Origin of the sequence: Noviherbaspirillum autotrophicum, from assembly GCF_000818395.1 — a bacterium.
Classification (GTDB): domain Bacteria; phylum Pseudomonadota; class Gammaproteobacteria; order Burkholderiales; family Burkholderiaceae_D; genus Noviherbaspirillum; species Noviherbaspirillum autotrophicum.
The window spans coordinates 3,804,373-3,825,231 of the sequence record NZ_JWJG01000028.1; the positions used below are offsets into that span (position 1 = coordinate 3,804,373).

19 protein-coding genes and 1 tRNA gene are annotated in these 20,859 nt (G+C 58.0%); 3 read left to right on the forward strand and 17 right to left on the reverse strand.

All coding sequences use genetic code 11. The annotated features are described in order from the left end of the window. Positions 1-152 precede the first annotated feature (152 nt). Complete coding sequence (gene glgP, locus TSA66_RS18935) at positions 153-1,865, forward strand: alpha-glucan family phosphorylase (protein WP_040041098.1); 1,713 nt, start codon at positions 153-155, stop codon at positions 1,863-1,865. A 55-nt stretch (positions 1,866-1,920) separates the two neighbouring features. Here glgP and TSA66_RS18940 read toward each other — a convergent pair whose 3' ends face one another. Next, positions 1,921-3,171, reverse strand: a complete 1,251-nt coding sequence (locus TSA66_RS18940) for an Hsp70 family protein (RefSeq protein WP_040041099.1) — start codon at positions 3,169-3,171, stop codon at positions 1,921-1,923. Positions 3,172-3,384: 213 nt separating this feature from the next. Between TSA66_RS18940 and TSA66_RS18945 the strand changes: the two genes are divergently transcribed. Beyond that, positions 3,385-4,644, forward strand: coding sequence for an MFS transporter (locus tag TSA66_RS18945; protein ID WP_040041100.1), 1,260 nt, complete (start codon positions 3,385-3,387; stop codon positions 4,642-4,644). A 54-nt stretch (positions 4,645-4,698) separates the two neighbouring features. After that, positions 4,699-4,785: transfer RNA gene (locus TSA66_RS18950), tRNA-Leu, on the forward strand. A gap of 175 nt (positions 4,786-4,960) precedes the next feature. Here TSA66_RS18950 and TSA66_RS18955 read toward each other — a convergent pair. The 16 genes from TSA66_RS18955 to rlmN all read right to left on the reverse strand — a co-directional run bounded on the left by TSA66_RS18955 (position 4,961) and on the right by rlmN (position 20,825). Further along, the gene (locus TSA66_RS18955) at positions 4,961-5,497 is read right to left on the reverse strand and encodes a phosphoribosyltransferase (protein WP_040041101.1); all 537 of its coding nucleotides are present in this window, start codon (positions 5,495-5,497) and stop codon (positions 4,961-4,963) included. Positions 5,498-5,513: 16 nt separating this feature from the next. Next, positions 5,514-6,812: an adenylosuccinate synthase gene (locus TSA66_RS27405; protein WP_040041102.1), complete on the reverse strand. Its 1,299-nt coding sequence runs from the start codon at positions 6,810-6,812 to the stop codon at positions 5,514-5,516. 9 nt (positions 6,813-6,821) lie between these two features. Beyond that, positions 6,822-7,967 (reverse strand): ATP phosphoribosyltransferase regulatory subunit, encoded by a 1,146-nt coding sequence (locus TSA66_RS27410; RefSeq protein WP_040041103.1) that lies wholly within the window; start codon positions 7,965-7,967, stop codon positions 6,822-6,824. Between the two features lie 12 nt (positions 7,968-7,979). Next, the gene (locus tag TSA66_RS18970) at positions 7,980-8,174 is read right to left on the reverse strand and encodes a DUF2065 domain-containing protein (protein WP_094299012.1); all 195 of its coding nucleotides are present in this window, start codon (positions 8,172-8,174) and stop codon (positions 7,980-7,982) included. Between the two features lie 12 nt (positions 8,175-8,186). Then, entirely contained in the window at positions 8,187-9,083 is an 897-nt protein-coding gene (gene hflC, locus TSA66_RS18975; protein ID WP_040041104.1) for a protease modulator HflC, read from the reverse strand. Beyond that, positions 9,083-10,378, reverse strand: coding sequence for an FtsH protease activity modulator HflK (hflK, locus tag TSA66_RS18980; RefSeq protein WP_040041105.1), 1,296 nt, complete (start codon positions 10,376-10,378; stop codon positions 9,083-9,085). The genes hflC and hflK overlap by 1 nt, the downstream gene beginning before the upstream one ends. A 166-nt stretch (positions 10,379-10,544) precedes the next feature. Then, positions 10,545-11,666, reverse strand: coding sequence for a GTPase HflX (gene hflX / locus TSA66_RS18985; protein ID WP_052452437.1), 1,122 nt, complete (start codon positions 11,664-11,666; stop codon positions 10,545-10,547). A 27-nt stretch (positions 11,667-11,693) separates the two neighbouring features. Continuing rightward, entirely contained in the window at positions 11,694-11,930 is a 237-nt protein-coding gene (gene hfq, locus TSA66_RS18990; protein WP_040041106.1) for an RNA chaperone Hfq, read from the reverse strand. 122 nt (positions 11,931-12,052) lie between these two features. Then, on the reverse strand, positions 12,053-13,399 hold the full coding sequence (gene der / locus TSA66_RS18995) for a ribosome biogenesis GTPase Der (RefSeq protein ID WP_040041107.1): 1,347 nt from the start codon (positions 13,397-13,399) through the stop codon (positions 12,053-12,055). Between the two features lie 6 nt (positions 13,400-13,405). Then, complete coding sequence (gene bamB, locus TSA66_RS19000) at positions 13,406-14,554, reverse strand: outer membrane protein assembly factor BamB (RefSeq protein ID WP_040041108.1); 1,149 nt, start codon at positions 14,552-14,554, stop codon at positions 13,406-13,408. Between the two features lie 20 nt (positions 14,555-14,574). Continuing rightward, positions 14,575-15,222: a YfgM family protein gene (locus TSA66_RS19005; protein ID WP_040041109.1), complete on the reverse strand. Its 648-nt coding sequence runs from the start codon at positions 15,220-15,222 to the stop codon at positions 14,575-14,577. Positions 15,223-15,240: 18 nt separating this feature from the next. Next, positions 15,241-16,587, reverse strand: a complete 1,347-nt coding sequence (gene hisS, locus TSA66_RS19010; protein ID WP_040041110.1) for a histidine--tRNA ligase — start codon at positions 16,585-16,587, stop codon at positions 15,241-15,243. Between the two features lie 30 nt (positions 16,588-16,617). Further along, positions 16,618-17,889: a flavodoxin-dependent (E)-4-hydroxy-3-methylbut-2-enyl-diphosphate synthase gene (ispG, locus tag TSA66_RS19015; RefSeq protein WP_040041111.1), complete on the reverse strand. Its 1,272-nt coding sequence runs from the start codon at positions 17,887-17,889 to the stop codon at positions 16,618-16,620. An 8-nt stretch (positions 17,890-17,897) separates the two neighbouring features. After that, on the reverse strand, positions 17,898-18,851 hold the full coding sequence (locus TSA66_RS19020; RefSeq protein ID WP_052452438.1) for a helix-turn-helix domain-containing protein: 954 nt from the start codon (positions 18,849-18,851) through the stop codon (positions 17,898-17,900). A gap of 7 nt (positions 18,852-18,858) precedes the next feature. Beyond that, complete coding sequence (gene pilW, locus TSA66_RS19025; protein WP_052452439.1) at positions 18,859-19,659, reverse strand: type IV pilus biogenesis/stability protein PilW; 801 nt, start codon at positions 19,657-19,659, stop codon at positions 18,859-18,861. Next, positions 19,656-20,825: a 23S rRNA (adenine(2503)-C(2))-methyltransferase RlmN gene (rlmN, locus tag TSA66_RS19030; RefSeq protein ID WP_040041114.1), complete on the reverse strand. Its 1,170-nt coding sequence runs from the start codon at positions 20,823-20,825 to the stop codon at positions 19,656-19,658. The genes pilW and rlmN overlap by 4 nt, the downstream gene beginning before the upstream one ends. Between the last annotated feature and the right edge of the window lie 34 nt (positions 20,826-20,859).

Consider the following 20,859-nt stretch of genomic DNA (forward strand, 5'->3'; position numbering starts at 1 on the left):
AATAGCCCCTGTTGAACATGGCAGTCAGATTGAGCCGTATCAAGATTGCATTGGCGTGGAAACCTAGATTGGATGAGACCGAGCACGGCTGCGGGCTTCACTTGCCGTGCTCGCGCCGCTTTCCATGTAGACGCCAAGCCGAAAGAAACCAGATGAACCCTTCCGTCCTCGACGAATTCCTGCACGTGTCGCGTATCGCCTATTTTTCAATGGAAATCGCCCTGGAGTCGGATATTCCGACCTACAGCGGCGGGCTGGGCGTGCTGGCCGGCGACAGCATGCGCACGGCGGCGGACCTAGAGTTGCCGATGGTTGCAGTCACGCTGTGCAGTCGCGCCGGTTACTTTACGCAAGAGATCGATGCCGGCGGCCGCCAGATCGAGCATGATGCCTGCTGGGACCCGGCGGCGCGCGCCGTTGCGTTGCCGGCCAAGATCGCGCTTGCCATCGAGGGGCGCGATGTCTGGATCATGAGCTGGCTGTACGAGATCGATGCCGGCGCGGGCGGCAGCGTTCCGGTGCTTCTGCTCGATACCAATCTGCCCGAAAACGCCGAGGATGACCGTCGCATCACCGACAAGCTGTACGGCGGCGATCCGCAATACCGGCTCAAGCAGGAGACCGTGCTCGGCATCGGCGGCATGCGTATGCTGCGCGCGCTCGGCTTTCGCATCCAGTGCTACCATCTGAACGAAGGACACGCGGCGCTGTTGTGTCTGGCCTTGCTGCGCCGCACGCGCGGGACGCAGCGGCCCGCGCTCCATGCGCACACGTCTCTCTATAACGTCGATGAAGTGCGCTCGCTGTGCGCCTTCACCACCCATACGCCGGTCGATGCCGGGCATGACAAATTTTCATACGAGCTGGTTGCGCGCGTGCTTGGTCCATGGGCCGACCTGGCCCTGCTGCGCGAACTGGGGGGCGAGCAGCATCTGAACATGACCCGGCTGGCGCTCAACTTGTCCGAATACGTGAACGGTGTGGCGCGCAGCCATGCGGAACAGTCGCGCCGCATGTTCCCCGGTTACCGGGTGCATGCGATCAGCAACGGCGCGCATCTGCATACCTGGACCAGCCCGAGCTTCCGTGCTTTGTACAGCCGGCACTTTCCGCATTGGTGCCACGAGCCCGAGACGCTCAGCCATATCGACGTCGTTGATGATGACGAGTTGTGGCAGGCGCATGCGGCGGCCCGCGCTGCGCTATTTGACTTTGTGCGGCGTCGCTGCGGGCTGGCGCTGCGCGAGGAAGTTTTTACACTGTGCTTTGCGCGCCGCATGACCGGTTACAAGCGGCCCGATCTGCTGTTTGGCGATCTGGATCGCCTGCGGCGCATTGCGCGCGGCCATCCGCTGCAAATCCTCATCGCCGGCAAGGCGCACCCGCACGATACCGAGGGCAAGTGCCTGATCGAGGCGCTGCACCGCCACATCGAGGCGCTGCGCCCTGACGTGCAGGCGGCATTCATTCCCGACTACACGATGGATATCGCGCGCCTGATGGTGGCCGGCGCCGACGTCTGGCTCAACACCCCGCTGCCGCCGCTCGAAGCATCGGGCACCAGCGGCATGAAGGCCGCCTTCAATGGCGTGCCCAGCCTGTCGGTGCTGGATGGCTGGTGGCTCGAAGGCTGCATCGAGGGCGTCACCGGATGGGGCATCGGCTCGGCCAGCGATGCGGCGCCCGCCCACGGCGAAATGTTGTACGAAAAGCTGGAAGGGGAAGTGCTTCCGCTGTTCTATGGCGACCGGGCAGGTTGGCTCAAGCTGATGAAAGGCGTGATCGGGCACAACGCGGTGCTGTTCAACTCGCAGCGCATGATGCGCCGCTATGCCGCCGAGGCGTACCTACGGCACGCTCTATGAAATGAGGACATGCGACGCGCCGGAAAGGGAGGATGGCGCTGGCCTCGCGCGCCATTTACCCGAAGCGTCGCGCGGCATCCAGCGCCAGTCCAGTGCCGATGCTGCCGAATAAATCGCCCTCGACCCGCCGCGCGGCAGGAAACAGCGCCGCGATCCTTGCGCGCAGCAGCGGCACGCTGCTCGACCCGCCAGTGAAGAACACCGTGTCGACCGCGCCCGCGACGACGCCGGCGTCGCGCAATAGTTGAACGACTGTCTTTTCCACGCCACCGACCAGGGGCGCGATGGCGTCGTCGAAGGCTGGCCGCTGCAGCTGAAGCATCAGGTCGGGTGCCAGGCGGTCGAGCGCCAGCTGTGCCGTGTCCTGCGCCGAGAGCGCGATTTTTCCTTGCTCGACCTGCAGCGCCAGCCAATGGCCGTCGCGCTGTTCGATCAGCTTCAGCAGGAGGGCGAGCTTGTCGCGCTCGCGCGCGTCGCGATACACCTCCTGCAATTCGCGCCAGACTTTTTGGGTATAAGCGAAATTGATGGTGTGCCAGGTCGCGAGGTTGAAGTAGTAACTCGACGGCACTTCCTTGTCGTTGGCCAGCCGGGTGCCGAGGCCGAGGAACGGCATGGCGCAGGCCAGGCTCAGGTACTTGTCGAAGTCGGTGCCGCCGATGTGCACGCCCCCGGTGGCGAGGATGTCGTCGCGTCGTTCGGTCTTGCGCGCGCGCTGCGGCGCGAGCCTCAGCAGCGAAAAGTCCGAGGTGCCGCCGCCGATATCGGCGATCAGCACCAGCTCTTCGCGCGCGATGCCCGATTCATAATCGAAGGCGGCGGCGATCGGCTCGTATTGGAAAGCGACTTCCGCGAACCCGGCCGCGCGCGCCACTTCTTGCAGCGTGCTTTCCGCTTGCCGGTCCGCTTGCTCGTCGTCGTCGACGAAATGCACCGGCCGGCCGAAAACCGCCCGCGTGAAAGAGCTGCCTGCGGCTTGTTCGGCGCGGTGCTTCAGTTCGCGCACGAATTGCGCGAGCAGTTCGCGAAACGGCAGGGCCCGGCCCTGTACTTCGGTCTGCCCGTCGATCAGGCTGGTGCCGAGCAGGCTCTTGAGCGAGCGCATCAGGCGGCCTTCGTGGCCGGCGAGATAGTCGGCCAGCGCGGCGCGGCCGAACGTGACGGCATTGTCGTCGGCGTTGAAGAACACCACGGAGGGCAGGGTGGGCTTGCCGTCTTCGAGCGGGAGCAGGGCGGGATGGCCGGGCCGGTAGCAGCCAACGGTCGAATTCGAGGTGCCGAAATCGACGCCGCAAACGTCAGACATGTTCAGGCTTTCAACGCAAAAGGGGGACCATGATACGGGAAATGAAGCGACTCCGATGCAGGAACGGCGCTTTCGTCGCCACCGGACGGGAGCGCGCCGTCCGCCGGTGCCGCGCGGGCTGTCGCCGTGACATGATTATTAGAAATATTAGACAATCTCGTGGCGCAGAATGCCGTTGCATGTTCGGCACTCGACAACCTGAGGAAAACGGAAATGACGGATAGAAGCCGCAGCAACTGGTACTTTGGATGGAATATCGTGGCGGCAGCTACCTTGCTGACCCTGCTGACGGTCGGCATGCGCATGGGGATCGGCCCATTCTTCCTGCCGATCGCCAGGGACCTCGGGTTCAGCCGCAGCCTGCTGGCCGGGATCGTCGCCCTCGGCATGCTGTCGTACGGCCTGGCCATGCCGCTGGCCGGGCACATGGTCGGGCGGTTCGGCACCCGCTTCGTGCTGCTGCTCGGAACCGCCATCGTCGTGTCATCCGCCATCTGGACCGTCATCGCGCACACTGCCGCCACCTTCCTGCTGTCCTTCGGCGTGCTGATGTCGGCCGGCCTCGCATTGACCAGCCCGGTGGCGCTCACGCCCGTCATCAGCCGCTGGTTCACCCGGCGGCGCGGCATGGCCCTGTTCTTCCTGTCGACCGGCTCGATGGCCGGCATCGCGGTCATGACGCCGGTGTTTACGTATGCTATCGACGTGGCCGGCTGGCGCGCGACGCTCCTCGGTTTCGCCGCGGCCTTTGCCGCTATCACCGTGCCGGCCGCGCTGTTCGTGATCCGCGACAGCGCGCCGCCGCACACCGATCTGCTGCCCGAGCAGATTGCCGCCCAGGGAGCGCGGACGGCAGGAACGCCGCCGGGGCTGACGTTCGGCCAGGCGGTCCGCACCGCGCCCTTCCTGAAAATCTGCCTCGGCCTGTTTGCCTGCGGCTTCAGCATGAACCTGCTGGGCACGCACGGCATGCCCATGCTGATGGACCACGGCTTCGATGCGATGACGAGTTCCCTCGGCATCGGGCTCATCGGCCTGGTCGCCATCTTCAGCACGCAGATGCTCGGGCGCTTGTCCGACAGCCTGCCGCGCAAAAACCTGCTCGCCGCCATCTACTTCGTGCGCGGACTCGGCTTCTTCGCGCTGCTGCTGGTGGGCACGCACTGGGAGCTGTATGCGGCTGCCACCATCGGCGGGATCGTCTGGGCCGGCAGCATCGCCATGTCGTCCGCCATCCTGGCCGACGTCTACGGCGTGCGGCTGGTCGGCATCCTGTACGGCTGGGCCTACCTCGGACATCAGGTCGGGGCCATGATCAGTTCATGGCTGGGCGGCTGGGGCTACGAAACCTTCGGCACCCACTGGATCGCGTTTGGCGCGACCGGCGCGCTCCTGCTGGTTGCGGCCGGCGTGTCGCTGCGCTTGCCGCTGAAGGATTTTACGTTGATGGCGCCGCGGCCGGCCGCGCAATGAAAAATCGGTATTGCTTCTGTCGAATGTTCCGCTATAATTGCGGCCTTTCGCATCGCCCAGATGGCGGAATTGGTAGACGCACTAGGTTCAGGTCCTAGCGGTGGCAACACTGTGGAGGTTCGAGTCCTCTTCTGGGCACCAAGTTTAAAAAAGGTCCGCACTTGCGGACCTTTTTCTTTTCCGGCTATCACCACGGAGTCCTCGATTGCCTGCACTTCCAACATATCCGCATGTGCCAGCATTCGATAAGTAAAAAACCCGTTGGCTAGCCAACGGGTTTTTTACTTATGAGTCAGAAATCACGATCTAGTTTCACTCAATTCACTTCACCCTTTTTCAGCCATGCAGTAAGCTGATGGGGGCGCAAGCCGTCGAACTCTTCAAAAGGCTGATGAATCCACGGATTGTGCTGCAAGTATTGCAAAAAATAATCCGGGTGGACTGCTGAACAGGCTTTACACCAGATGACTGCAGATCGGACCTCGGTCACGGCAGGAAAATTCTCCTTCAGATGGTGCTGTACATTCTGCAAAGTGACGCCGGAATCGACGAGGTCATCAATCAACAGAACTTTTCCGCCCAACGTTCCTTTCGTCATCGTGATGTGCTTGGCGATATCCAGCACTCCTTGGACTGTACCGGCCTCTTCACGATATGAGCTGGTCGAGAGAATCGCCAACGGCACATCAAAGATCCGCGAAAAGATATCGCCTGGACGCAAGCCGCCGCGAGCCAAACACAACACCTGCTCAAACTTCCAACCGGACTCATGGACCATGCGTGCCAGCTCGGCAATCGCATTGTGATATTCGTCCCATGACACCCATAAGTGCTTCTCGTTCGAAACGTTCATTGCTTACCCATCCACCTTATTCGAACGGATGGCGCAAAACAATCGTCTCTTCGCGATCAGGGCCGGTCGACACCATGTCGATGGGGACGCCGACCAACTCCTCGATTCGCTTGATATACGCACGCGCATTCGCCGGCAATGCGGAAAGCGACTTGGCCCCAACAGTCGACTCTTTCCAGCCGGGCATTTCTTCGTAAATCGGCTCACAGCGGGCCGCATCTTCGGCCCCGACCGGGAATATATCAACAATCTTGCCGTCGAGCTTATAGCCAGTGCACAGCTTGAGTGATTCAAGGCCATCAAGGACATCGAGCTTGGTCAGGCACATGCCGGAGACGCCATTGATTTGCACTGAGCGACGCAGCAATGCTGCATCGAACCAGCCGCAGCGGCGCGCCCTGCCCGTGACCGTCCCGAATTCATGACCAACGCTGGCAAGGTGCTTGCCGATACCCTGATCAGTCAGCAGTTCCGACGGGAATGGCCCGGAACCAACACGAGTTGTGTAAGCCTTGGTAATACCCATAATGTAATGCAGCATATTGGGACCGACGCCGGAGCCTGCCGCCGCATTGCCCGCAACACAGTTACTCGAAGTAACAAACGGATACGTGCCGTGATCCACGTCCAGCAAGCTGCCCTGGGCACCTTCGAACAGCAAGCTAGCCCCTGCCTTATGGGCGGCGTAAAGAGCACTTGATACGTCCGCTACCATCGGCGCAATACGCGGCACCGTTGCAAGAGCATCATCCAGCGTTTTCTGGTAATCGACCGACTGCGCCTTTAAATAGTTGGACAGGACGAAGTTGTGATAATCGAGATTCTCTTTGAGCTTCTCGGCAAAACGCTGCTCGCTCAGCAAATCGGCAACACGAATAGCACGGCGTGCGACCTTGTCTTCGTAAGCAGGGCCGATGCCCTTGCCGGTCGTACCGATCTTCGCTGCACCACGGGCAGCCTCGCGCGCTGCATCCAGTGCGGTGTGATATGGAAGAATGACCGGGCAGGCTTCCGACACCTTCAGGCGCGACGCAACTTCGACGCCATTGCCTTGCAGCTTATCGATTTCCCGCAGCAGATCCGGGACCGACAACACAACACCGTTGCCGATATAGCATGCCACGCCGGCACGCATAATTCCGGATGGAATTAGTTGCAGAGCCGTTTTCTGTCCGCCAATCACCAGCGTATGGCCGGCGTTATGCCCCCCTTGAAAGCGGACGACGCCCTGCGCATGATCGGTCAGCCAATCGACGATTTTTCCTTTTCCCTCATCGCCCCATTGGGTGCCGATGACAACGACATTTTTTGCCATACTGATAACCTAATTTTTAAGAACCCAGTTTCCGTTTTCAAACACGATTGCACGATCGCAATCGAATTCATCCTGATCGTTTTCATGCCCCGGCAAAGCCTGGATGACAACCTCGCCCATTCTTCGCAAGTCCGCGATCTTTTCCTTCAACGCCGGCTCCGCACTCCAGGGAGCCCGAATCGCACTCTTGCGCTCCGCGACCGGGATCAAGCGCGCGAGCTCGCGTAAATCGAGCGAAAAGCCGGTTGCTGGCCGTGCGCGTCCGAATGCCTCGCCGACATGATCATAGCGCCCACCGCGCGCCACGGCGTTTGGCAAGCCCGGCACATAGGCGGCAAACATCACGCCGCTGTGATAATGGTAGCCGCGCAAATCGGCCAAATCGATTGTGACGCTCGCGCCGTCAGCCGACCTGACCAGAAATTCAAGCTCGTCCATCGCCTTCGCAATTCCGGCCACATCCGGCAGTACGCGACGCGCGCGTTCAAGCGTCGCCGCGTCGCCATACAATGTGGGCAGCGCTAGCAATGCATCGCGCGTCACACCCTCAAAATCCTGTGTCAGATCCCGCAGCCCGGGAAGGTCTTTCGCCTCCAGCAGGCTGAACAGCTCTGCCTCATACTTTTGCGCTCTGACATCGTTTGCGATGATGGCACGCAGCACACCTACATGGCACAAATCGAGGCGTACCTGCGAGATACCGGCCAGCGATAGCGAAGCCAAAACCAGCTCTTGGATTTCCGCATCGGCTTCCAGCCCGCAATGACCATAAATCTCTGCGCCGATCTGCAGCGGCTCACGTGTCGCATGCAAGCCGGAGGGACGGGTCTGCAAGACGCTACCTGCATAGCACAGCCGCGTAACCGATGCACGATTAAGCAGATGGGCATCGATGCGCGCAACCTGTGTCGTCATGTCTGCGCGAATCCCCATCGTGCGCCCGGACAGTTGATCAACCAGTTTAAAGATGCGCAGGTTCATGTCCTGCCCGGCGCCAGTGAGCAACGATTCCAGATACTCAAGCATCGGAGGCATTACAAGCTCGTATCCGTATAGCCGGAAGTTATCGAGCAGCTTACGACGCAACTCTTCAAGTTTGCGCGCTTCAGACGGCAAAACGTCGGCGATGTTTTCAGGTAATAGCCAATTGGGCATGACGAGAATGTCTTAAGAAAATAGTTCGACGAACCCCAGTACTAGGATGCCGCACGATAGCGCGATTAGCCCCAGGAATCGGATCTGGCCGTCAGAGAAACGAGTAATGCGGTTAAATGTTTCGCGCCACTGCCTTGGAAAGAGAAAAGGAAAGATGCCCTCTAACAGCAGCATCAATCCGAGTGCGACGATCAATGATCCTTTCACGACGCATCCGTATCATTTCCTCGGTGAGCCCGAAGCTGCTCCCGATCCGGCGCCTCTGAAATACTTGAAAAACTCCGAGTTCGGATCAACCACCATCAAATCGTTATGGTTCCGGAAGCTAGCGCGATAGGCTTCAAGGCTCCGATAGAACTTGTAGAACTCTGGATTCTGCCCGAACGCTTGCGCATAGGTCTGAGATGCCTTGGCATCCCCATCGCCTCGAATCTTTTCGGCATCCCTATAGGCTTCCGCAAGAATCACCGTTCGTTGCCTGTCAGCATCAGCACGGATTTTTTCGGACTCTGCGGCCCCTGTGGAGCGCAACTCGTTGGCAACCCTCGCACGCTCCGCCTTCATGCGTTCATACACAGAATTATTGATCTGCTCGACATAGTCCACCCGCTTCAGGCGCACGTCGAGTATCTCCACGCCAATCTGCTTCGCCTCTTCGGCGACCTTCTGCCGGATTGCATCCATCACCTTGCCGCGCTCGCCGGAAATCACTTCGCGTACCGTGCGCTTGGTGATCTCGTCATTCAACGCTGCCTTCACGATCTGCGACATGCGGTCTTGCGAGCGTCGCTCGTCCCCGGTAAAGCTGATGAAATACAGACGCGGATCGACGATATGCCACTTCACATACGCGTCAACCAGGATGTTCTTTTTTTCCGCAGTGATGAAACGATCCGCTTCCGGGGTATCAAGCGTCAGAATCCGTTTATCCAAAAACAATACGTTTTGAAACGGTGGCGGCAGCTTGAAATGGAGGCCAGGATCATTGATCACTTTTTTGACTTCACCGAGCGCAAACACGATCGCATACTGTCGCTGGTCAACCACAAACAAGGTCGAGAACATCAGTGCTAGGACGATCAGCGCCGCAATGACATAGGAAACAAGACGATTCATTACCGCGTCTCCCTTTCACGCGAATCGCGTCCGTCGCGACTGCGAGAATCCCTTAATCTTTGGGTATCCATCGATTGTAATGATTCGTTGTTCGATTGTGACACGGCAGGTGCTTGCTGCTGCGTCGCGGCTCCGGACCTCGCAGCTACCTGATCGCCAGCGGCAGACTGTGAAATCAATTTATCCAGTGGAAGATATAGGAGATTGCTTCCATTCTTACTGTCCACGAACACCTTCGTGGTATTAGCAAAAATCTGCTGCATGGTATCCAAGTACATCCGGTCGCGCGTCACTGCCGGCGCTTTCTGATACTCGACCAATACTTGCTTGAAGCGAGCTGCATCTCCCTCGGCATTAGCCACCACGCGCGCGCGATAGGCTTCCGCTTCCTGCATCAGGCGCGACGCCGCACCACGCGCCTTCGGAATAACATCATTGGCGTAGGCCTGCCCCTCATTCTTCTGGCGTTCGCGGTCTTGCCCCGCCTTGACTGCATCGTCAAATGCCGCCTGCACCTGTTCCGGAGGCTGTACGCCTTGCATGGTGACGTTGGTGATCTGCACGCCAGTCTTGTAGCGATCGACGATCTGCTGCATCAACTGACCGACATCCATCGCAACTTTTTCTCGCCCCTCGTAAAGTACAAAATCCATCTTGCTGCGACCGACGACTTCGCGGATTGCAGTTTCGGCAACCTGCCGCACCGTTTCTTCGTTATCGCGGTTATTGAACACCCAGTCGGATGCACTCTTGAGCTTGTATTGAACGGCGAACTGGATATCGATGATATTTTCATCATCGGTCAACATTAACGACTCACGAGCCAGTTTGTTGCGGACATTGGACCGGTAGCCGACCTCGACCGTACGCACTTGGGAGACATTAACGATTTCATGACTCTGGATTGGATATGGCCAGCGCCAGTTAAAGCCGGCTGGCGCCATATGGCTGTACTTGCCAAAAGTCATGACTACCGCGGTTTGGCCTTCCTGCACGATGAAGAAACCGCTGACCAACCACAGAAATAGAATGATGGCGCCTATCAAACCGACGCCGACGCCAGCCCCTCGCATGTCAGGACTGTAGCCGCCGCCATCGCCTCCGCGCCCCCCCTTGTTTCCAAATAGGCGATTGAGGCGCTGATTAAAGTCGCGCCAAAGCTGGTCCAGATCGGGAGGGCCCTCGTTCGGCTTTTTGCCGTCCTGATTTTGACCATTGTCTTGAGAGCCACGCCCCCAACGAGGGTCGTTCAATGAAAACTTCAAGCCAATTTTTTTTAGTTGAGGAACAGGCATTCTCTCGCTGTCGGGCTAATGTAGTGGGTCGCAATGCGAGTTATTATTAAAGCTGCTTGCGAATTTATCCGGCGAGGCTCGAATCTTCCGCGCCAAATCCGAGCTGCACTTTTCGAGCCCGTTACTGCTGATGCCGGGCTCATTCCCGCCCCGCGCATATACTGAATTATGCGCGCGCATTATCGGATGGAAGCGTCGACAAACCCGCGAGATGCGTCGGTGCGTTTACCTTTGCATATTCAGCGATGGCGTCGCGAAGCAGGTCAAGACCGGCCCCAGTCTGGGCGCTAATAAAAACTCGCTGGATTTTATCATATTCATCACGCTCGAAACCCGGAGCAAGATTTGCAGCATCAATCTTGTTCCAGACGAGAATTTGCGGAATGTGATCAGCACCGATGTCGGCCAATACTTCATTGACCTGCTCAATTTGCTCCATGCGTACCGGGCTGGATGCGTCGACGACATGCAACAGCAAGTCCGCATGGATCGTCTCTTCCAGCGTAGCGCGGAAAGCGGCGACCAACTGATGCGGCAACTCGCGGATGAACCCTACGGTGTCGGAAACAATGACACTGCCGACCTCACCCAGGTAAATGCGACGGGAAGTCGTATCGAGCGTAGCAAACAACTGATTGGCGGCATATGCCTGCGCCTTGGTCAAGGCATTGAACAACGTCGATTTTCCGGCATTGGTATATCCGACCAACGAAACCGAGAATGTATTATTCCGGTCACGGGCTCGTCTTTGCGTTTCGCGCTGACGCTGCAACTTGTCGAGTCGCGTACGCAAGGCCTTGACCCTATCGCCCAGCAAACGGCGGTCCGTTTCCAACTGTGTTTCGCCGGGCCCACGCAAACCGATACCGCCTTTTTGCCGCTCCAAGTGTGTCCAGCCACGAACCAACCGAGTGGCGAGATGCTGCAACTGTGCCAACTCGACCTGCACCTTACCTTCATGGCTTTTTGCGCGCTGCGCGAAAATATCGAGGATGAGGCTGGTCCTGTCGACCACGCGCGTTTTCAGATGACGTTCAAGATTGCGCTGCTGCGCCGGAGACAAAGCATGATTAAAGATGACAATATCAAGCTGCCCATCTTCGACCGCGTGAGCAACTTCGTCGGCCTTGCCAGACCCGACAAACAGGGCTGCGTCCGGGCTCGAACGCTTTCCTGTAATAGTGACGACGGGATCTGCCCCTGCCGATTTGGACAACAGGGACAGTTCATCAAGACTAGCGGCAAAATCCCCCTTGCCGAAATCCACGCCGACTAATGCAGCGCGCATAGCGTATTTGGATTGTGTAACGATATGTTATTCCGAGTCGGAGTCAAGACTGATACTAACGGCACGAGCCGGAACCACCGTGGAAATCGCATGCTTGTACACCATCTGCGTCACAGTATTGCGCAACAGAACGACGTATTGATCAAACGATTCGATGTGTCCCTGGAGCTTGATGCCGTTGACGAGATAAATCGAAACGGGTACGTGCTCTTTGCGTAAGGCATTGAGGAACGGGTCTTGTAACAATTGCCCTTTATTGCTCATGGCGGCTCCATTGTGTAGTTGTGATTTAGGAGTTGGCGGCGACCTGAAGAATTTCAAGTCGCCGGTGAATTACGACTGTAATCGATTTTTGCTATTCGCGCCAATCATGTGCCGAGAAAAGCTTATTTTTCATTCTTGGCAAAAGGATTCTTGCTCGAACGCAGTTCGATACGTAATGGAGTCCCGACCAGCGAAAAAGTTTCGCGGAAGTGTTTCTCAAGATATCGCTTGTAATTGTCGTCTATCGCTTCCAGTGCATTTCCGTGAATGACGACAATTGGCGGGTTCTGGCCACCTTGGTGCGCATAGCGTAGTTTCGGGCGAATCGAACCCTTGCGGCGCGGTTGCTGGTGCTCGACCGCTTCAATCAACGCACGCGTCAGGCGCGGTGTCGACAGCTTTGCCATTGCCGCTTCATACGCTGCTTCGACCGACTTCATCAACGGTGCGATGCCGCTTCCCTTCAATGCCGAAATAAAGTGGAATTTCGCAAAAAACAGGAAGTTGAGCTTGCGTTCCATATCCATCTTGATCTGGTCACGCTTGTCGGCGTCCAGGCCATCCCATTTGTTGACACCAACGACAAGCGCGCGCCCCGACTCTAGAATAAATCCGGCAATATGGGCATCCTGCTCGGAAATATCTTGTTGTGCATCGAGCAGCAACAGGACGACATTCGCTTCCGAAATCGATTGCAGTGTCTTGACGACGGAAAATTTTTCGATAGCCTCGAATACCTTGCCACGGCGCCTGATGCCTGCTGTATCGATCAGCGTGTAGTGCTTGCCGTCGCGCTCGAACGGGATTTCAATCGAGTCCCGGGTCGTACCGGGCATATCGAACGCGATCACGCGATCTTCGCCCAACAAGGTATTGACCAAGGTCGACTTACCGACATTTGGCCGCCCGACGATCGCGATCTTGATCCCCTTGTTACCAGGGGCCGGTTCCTCTTCTTCCATGGCTGGCTGCTGGACGGCGACGAGGTCAAGCGCCTCATTCACCAGATCGTGGACTCCATCGCCGTGCGCCGCGGAGATCACGTACGGATCGCCCAGCCCCAACTCGTAGAAGTCGGCGGTGACGGAAGTATATTTCATGCCTTCCGCCTTATTGACCACCAACATGACGGAGCGCCCTGACTTGCGCAGAAAATCAGTGATCGTCTTGTCGTGCGGGGTCAGACCTTGCCTACCGTCGACAATGAAAATCACGACATCGGCTTCGGCGACCGCCTGCTTGGTCTGCTTGGCCATCTCGTGCATGATGCCTTCTTTGGCGACCGGCTCGAAACCTCCCGTGTCGATAACGAGAAAAGGTCTTTCGCCGACCCTGCCCTCGCCATAATGGCGGTCACGCGTCAGGCCTGGCAGGTCTGCGACCAATGCATCGCGCGACCGGGTCAGTCGATTGAACAACGTGGATTTGCCGACGTTTGGTCGGCCTACTAATGCAATAACCGGCTTCATTGAATCTCAATTGGCCGCTAGCGCAACCACTGTTCCTGCCTGGGTTTGAAAAATGACGTTCCTGCCATCGACCAGCGGTGTTGCCGCCGTAATGGCACTACCGTCCGGGTTCACGCGTGCGAGAAACGCACCGTCCTCGCGCGACAGGATATGTATGTATCCTTGCGCATCGCCGACCGCAACCTTGTCGTCAAATGCCACAGGAGTCGAAAGGTCGCGGTTGGCAAGCTTACTATTGCGCCACGCGCCAGAGCCGCTCTCGCGCGAAAACGCCGTAACGTTCCCCTTGTCGTCTGCGGCATACACGAAGCGGTCATCAATACCGAGACCGACATCGCTCGAAAGCTCTCTCCCCCAGCGCAACGCCCCGGTCATCGCGTCAAAACAGCCGATGCGCCCTTGATAAGCGATCGCACAAACCTCGCGACCGGCAAGAACTGGTGATCCAGACACGTCGGCTACGCGTTCCAACTCCGTGGTGCCGCGCGGGTCACCGACGGCCACTTCCCACCGCGGTCCACCGTTAGTCAATGTCAGAGCCAGCAGTCGCCCGCCCGGCATGGCCACATATGCTGTCCCGCCCGAAATTACAATGCCAGGTGCAGTGCGCAAGGTCAGCGGCGGCGCGGTCCGCTGCACGAGCCAGCGTCGCGCCCCGGATTCGGCATCGTATGCAGCGATACGGTTGTCGACGCTACGCACGATCACCAATCCCTGCCCCACAGCCGGCGCCGACAGGACTTCGCTCGACGCCTGCGCCTTCCAACGCAGCTTTCCGTCTGCATCAAACACCAGCAGCATGCCCTTTTCACCGGCAACCGCAACGGTCGTGCCGTCGGTGCCGACGCCGGCCGTCAGGCGCGTGCCAGCGTCAGTACGCCAGATGGAACGGCCAGTTGCTGTGTCGATGCGCGTCAACGATCCATTGGCGGCTGCGGCAAAGACGCTACCGTTTGCCAGTGCTGGCGAGAATACAAAACCTTCGGACTTCCCAACCGAGGCGGACCACATGGTACGCACAGTCAAAGCAGGCTTGAAATCCACCAACGGTGCTGGCGGATTACGAGTTTCCTTATGGGAAAACGGATTCAAGGATGAACATCCTGTCAGCGCGGCGGCGACAGCGATACAGCCCAGTTTTACTGCAATGCGCATTTCTTCCCCTTTTATCCGGCTTATGCCGCTGCCTTGTCCGCAGCGCCGCCCAACGCATCCAGCTTTAATTGGATCAATTGGCGTTCCGGGTTTTTCTGGTCCGTTTTATCGAGCGCCAGCTTGTATGCGGAGCGCGCTTCGTCGATCTTGTTTTGCGCGGCAAGGATGTCGCCCTTGCGATCAGCAACGGCGCCCGCGAATGCATCAGGAAATTCTCCCGATAACAGCTTCAATGCGTCATCAAAAGCCTTTTCATCAAGAAGAATGCCAGCAAGGCGAATCTTTGCAATTGCCTTGTACTCGTCGCTGCCATGTTCTTCCACCCATTGCAATTGCGACTTTGCCGCCTTCAGGTCATTCGCATCGAACGCGCTCTTGGCCGCTGCCAGAGCACCCATCTGCGCATACGCAGTGCGCCCGAACTTCTCGGTCATGTCGGCTGCGGCACGCTGCACTTTGGCGTTGTCCTTGGATGCCGCCGCCTTTTGCAATTCCTCATACAACTGGCCGGCCTGTACGGATTGGGTGCGCTGGTAGTAGTTCCAACCGGTCCATGCTGCATAACCGGCCAATGCGATGATCAGCAACCAGGTGACGAGATTGCCGAACTGGTTCCACCAAGCCTTCAGAGAAGCTAACTGCTCCTGTTCTTCGAGATCGTATGCCATGATGATATTGTTGTAGTGTTAATGGTGATGATGGTGATCCGGATGGTCGCAGTCGTCCCCGCAGGTGATCTGATCGACTACGTAGTTGGCGACCTGTTCGAAAACAACCACCGTCTGGTTGTTTTCCACATTCTCGCCGCGCATCGTCTTGACGGTTGCCACGCCCTTGGCAACCTCGTCTTCACCAATGATGACGGCAAAGTCCGCGCCGCTTGCATCGGCACGCTTCATCTGCGCCTTGAAACTGCCGCCGGCACTGGCCGTAGCGCAATGCAGCACAACATCCAGGCCGGCGTCGCGCAAGCGTTCCGCCACAACGAAGGCCTGCATTTGTGCAGCGGCGCCCTGATGCACGACATACACGTCGCAAAGCTTTTGCGCAAACTGTTCGCCCGATGCCTTCATCAATTCCAGCAGGCGCTCGACACCAATGGCGAATCCGCACGCCGGTGTCGGCTTACCGCCGAACATTTCGATCAACGGGTCATAACGCCCTCCGCCGCATACCGTACCCTGCGCGCCGAGCTGGTCCGTAACCCACTCGAACACTGTACGGTTGTAGTAATCCATGCCCCGCACCAAGCGCGGATTAATGGTGAATGGAATACTGTTATGGCGTAGGATTTTCTGCACGCCTTCAAAGTGCGCCAGCGACTCTTCACCCAGATAGTCAAGCAGCTTCGGCGCGGCATTGACCATTTCCTGCATCGCGGGGTTCTTGGTATCGAGGATACGCAGCGGGTTCGAATGCAGCCGGCGCTGCGCGTCGGCATCGAGCAGCTCCTTGTGCTGCTCGAAGTACGCAATCAAGTCGGTACGATGCCGGTTGCGCTCTTCCGCATTACCGATCGAGTTGAGCTCAAGACGGATATTCTGCAGCCCGAGGTCGTCCCACAGGCGCTGGCACAGCATGATCAGTTCGGCATCGATATCCGGCCCGGTGAAGCCAAGTGCCTCGGCGCCGACCTGATGGAATTGGCGATAGCGGCCGCGCTGCGGCTTTTCATGGCGGAACATCGGGCCGGCGTACCAGAGGCGTTTCGGACCTTCGTATGTCAGGTTGTGTTCGATCGCGGCGCGCACCACTCCCGCAGTGCTTTCCGGGCGCAGCGTAAGCTGGTCGCCATTCATCGAATCGACGAACGAGTACATTTCCTTCTCGACGATGTCGGTGACGGCGCCGAGGCCGCGCGCAAACAGCGCGGTCGGTTCCACGATCGGCGTACGGATCTGCTGGAAGCCGTAGCTCTTCAACACCGATTGCACGGTATTCTCAAACAATTCCCACAACGGAGCATCTGCCGGCAGGATGTCATTCATCCCTTTCACACCGGCAATTTTTTCTGTTTTCTTGTTTTCTGACATTCTATTCGGACGATTAATATACGGTGCGCTTCAGGCGGCAGCCATCGCGTTTCCATAGCGTGTTTTCACATAATCCAGCACGATGGCCTGGAACTCTTCTGCGATATGCTCGCCACGCAGGGTGACTTTCTTTTCGCCGTCGACAAACACCGGGGCCGCCGGCGACTCGCCGGTGCCCGGCAGGCTGATCCCGATATTGGCGTGCTTTGACTCTCCCGGCCCGTTGACGATACATCCCATGACTGCAACATTCATGTTTTCAACGCCAGGGTAGAGTTTTTTCCATGTCGGCATCTGTTCGCGCAGGTAGGTCTGGATCCTGTCCGCCAATTCCTGGAAAACGGTTGAGGTAGTACGCCCGCAACCCGGGCAAGCAATAACCATGGGCGTAAACTTGCGCAGCCCCATCGTCTGCAGGATTTCCTGGGCCACCACGACTTCCTTGGTGCGGTCGCCGCCAGGTTCTGGCGTGAGAGAGATACGAATGGTATCGCCGATCCCCTCCTGCAGCAGAACCGACAGCGCAGCAGTCGACGCTACGATGCCCTTGCTGCCCATGCCGGCCTCGGTCAATCCCAAATGAAGCGGGTAGTCGCAGCGCTGGGCCAATTCGCGATAAACAGCGATCAAGTCCTGCACGCCCGACACCTTGCATGACAGGATGATCTTGTCACCTGCCATACCAAGTCCCTCTGCGCGCTGCGCATTCTCGATCGCCGAAGTGACCAATGCCTCGTACATCACGGCTTGCGCATCCCATGGATCGGCGCGCTGCGCGTTTTCGTCCATGATGCGCGCCAGCAGCGCCTGATCGAGACTGCCCCAATTGACGCCAATACGCACAGGCTTGTCATACTTGCAGGCGACCTCGATCATCTGCGCAAACTGCGTGTCGCGCTTGGCGCCCTGTCCGACATTGCCCGGATTGATACGGTACTTCGACAAGGCTTGCGCGCATTCAGGAAAATCGGTGAGCAGCTTGTGGCCGTTGTAATGAAAATCGCCGACCAGCGGCACGTCCACCCCCATCTTGTCCAACTGTTCGCGTATCGCGACCACGGCTGCAGCGGCTTCAGGGTTATTGACGGTAATGCGAACGAGTTCCGAACCGGCGCGCGCCAAGTCCTTGACCTGGATAGCAGTCGAGATCGCGTCAGCGGTATCCGTATTGGTCATGGACTGAACCACAACCGGCGCGACACCGCCTACAACAACTTCGCGCGCGCCATAGCGCACCGCCACGCCGCGGCTGTTGCGACGCGCGCGCGGGCCGGAGGCAATTGGAGAATTCGTTTGGGACATGCTGATATTTACTTCAGGTTTAAGCGGGCGACATTGCTTTTGCCAGCCTTGATTTCCAGTGGTTCGCCACGCAAGGTCGCATCAACACCGGACGCGTTTCCGATGACCAGCAAGACGGGCGCTGCAACTTCGATCGTTTCGGTGTCACCGGCCTTCATCAGGCGCGACAGCACACTGCTCTTATTATCGATACGCCGGACTTCGACCCACGATTCTTCACGTGCAGTCAGCACCAGAGCATCTTTGACGGCAGGCGCAATCGCTTCCGGCGCAGCGGCAGGCTGCGTTAACGGCTGCTCAGCGGCAGGAGCGGCACTTTGCTCGACCACTGGTGCACTCGCCACCTGATTGTCCGGCACAACTGCAGGTAGAGCCGTCGTTGCCGTTTCAGGTTTAACCTCCTCCGTTCGGGCAGGTGCCTCGCCTTGCAGCTTCGGTTTCGATTCCGGTCCAGACAAATATGCCAATCCATTCTTGACCTGCGTTGTTGCCGCCTTCTGCAATTCGGCGACTTCAGTAATTTGCTGTGCCGCCCAAAGCGCGACCCCAAGCAACACCAGCAGCAGCAATCCAATCACCCATTTCGAAGACAGGCCCGGCCGCTCGGTCATGGACGGCAGCCGCGCTTCCGAAAAAGGCGTCGACAACGTCTTGCGCGGCACGAGCGGCTCCTGGGCCAGCACAGTTTCGCCCCCCAACAGTGTCAGCAACGGCGCAGCATCCACTTTCAGCAGCTTCGCATATGCGCGAACAAATCCACGCACAATTGGCATACCAGGCAAGGATGCATAGTCGTCACTCTCGATGGCCACAACTTGGCGCGGCGCCAGATTCAAGTAGTTGGCAACCTGCTCCACCGTCCAGCCCCGCTCCTTTCGGTACGCGGCAAGCTGTGCCCCCGGTGACAATGGCGTGTGCGGGACTTCCGACGGGCCGGCACTGCCAGCCGACGCATCATTCATTCCTGGCTCACTCATCGAATGCTCCACGTTGATAAGCTGCGTATTCGGGTGAGTCCGGATGACGCCTCCTCAACTGGTTAGCGAGGCTGGACTCCGCAGCGCGATTGCCGAGCTGGTGCTCAATCCTTATTGCGAGCCACAGCGCATCAGCCGCCATCACATCAGCCTTCATCACTCGGCCGATATAAAAGCGTGCTCGCTCGAAATCGCGCTGCTCGAAGTAAATTTTCGCCAGATTGGCATTGGTCGACGGATTGCCCGGATCGAGTTGAAAGGCTTGCGAAAAATATTTTTCTGCCGCAGCCCGATCCTTGACTTTCATGCTGCACACGCCGGCGTTGCTCAATGCCTTTTCAGGCGACTGGTAGCCACGGTTCTTGAACGCCGTCTCGAAATAAGAAATGGACTGGCGTTCGCGCCCGTTCTGGCACAGAAACCATCCATAGTTATTATTGAAATCCGGGTTTTGTGGCGCAAATCGAAGCGCTTGCAGGAAGTTTTCCTCCGCCAGACGCGTTTCACCCATGTCCATGTAGATCAAGCCACGCATGCTGTAAGCATCGGCAAAATCCGGATATGCCTGCAACGCCAGCTTGATCTCGTCCAGTGCAACTGGCAACTGCCGCTGTTGATAATACCCGATTGCCAGTTGCAACCGGATATTGGCGCGCTTTTGATTATCGGTTTGATCCGAGAGGGTCGGCAATTCGCCTTTACTTCCCGAAGCCGGATTGGTGCCACAACCAGCCAACAACACGGCGGCCGTGACGATAGCGGCAACCCAGTACAAGCCTGTCGCTCTGTTCACCGGGGCACCTCCACGATACGGCCAAAATTCTTTCCGAATTTTTCTTGGTATTCGGCCATTTTCTGCATGCGCTCCTGTACCCGGGTACGATCCTGCACTTCACCGGCCAACTGACCGCAAGCGGCATCGATGTCGTCGCCACGCGTTTTGCGGATGGTCGTGACAATACCGGCATCCATCAGGACTTGCGCGAAGGCCTTGATGCGCGCATTGTTCGACCGCTTCAAGCCCGACTCCGGGAACGGATTGAATGGAATCAGATTGAACTTGCACGGCACCTGATTGGCGCCATTTTTCACCAGCGCCACCAGTTCACGCGCATGCTCATCGGCGTCATTGACACCATCGAGCATGCAGTATTCGAAAGTGATGAAATCGCGTGGCGCGAACTCGAGATAGCGCTTGCAGGCGGCCATCAAGTCAGCCAGCGGATACTTCTTATTCAACGGCACCAAGCCGTCCCGCAACGCGTTATTCGAGGCATGGAGCGACACCGCCAATGCAACTGGACATTCCTGTGCGAGGCGATCGATCATCGGCACTACGCCGCTGGTTGAAACGGTCACGCGTCGGCGCGACAAGCCGTAGGCGTTATCGTCCAGCATCAGTTTGAGCGCGGTAACGGTCGGCTCGAAATTCAGCAAAGGCTCACCCATACCCATCATCACGACGTTCGTGATCTGGCGCTCGCCCTTGGGGCCGGGTTCGATGCCTTTCGATGTGCGCAGCGCGAATTCAGCCATCCAAAGCTGGCCGATGATTTCGCCCACGGCAAGATTGCGGCTAAAGCCCTGCTTCCCGGTCGAGCAAAAGCGGCAATTGACTGCGCAGCCCGCTTGCGTGGAAATGCACAGCGTGCCGCGATTTTCTTCAGGGATAAATACCGTTTCGACCGCATTGCCCTGCCCGACGTCCAACAGCCACTTGCGGGTACCATCGGCCGACGTATGATCGCTGATCACGGCAGGCGCAGCAATCATTGCACGAGTCTTGAGCTTGTCGCGCAACGATTTGGCCAGATCGGTCATTGCATCGAAATCGCTAGCACCGAATTGATGGATCCAGCGCTGCAATTGCTTGGCGCGAAACGGCTTTTCACCCAACTCGCTGCAATAAGCAACGAGTTGCGCGGGATCGAGGTCCAGCAAGTTGGTGAGAGCCGTCATAACTACTTTTCATTCTGCCGTTCAATTTTGAAAC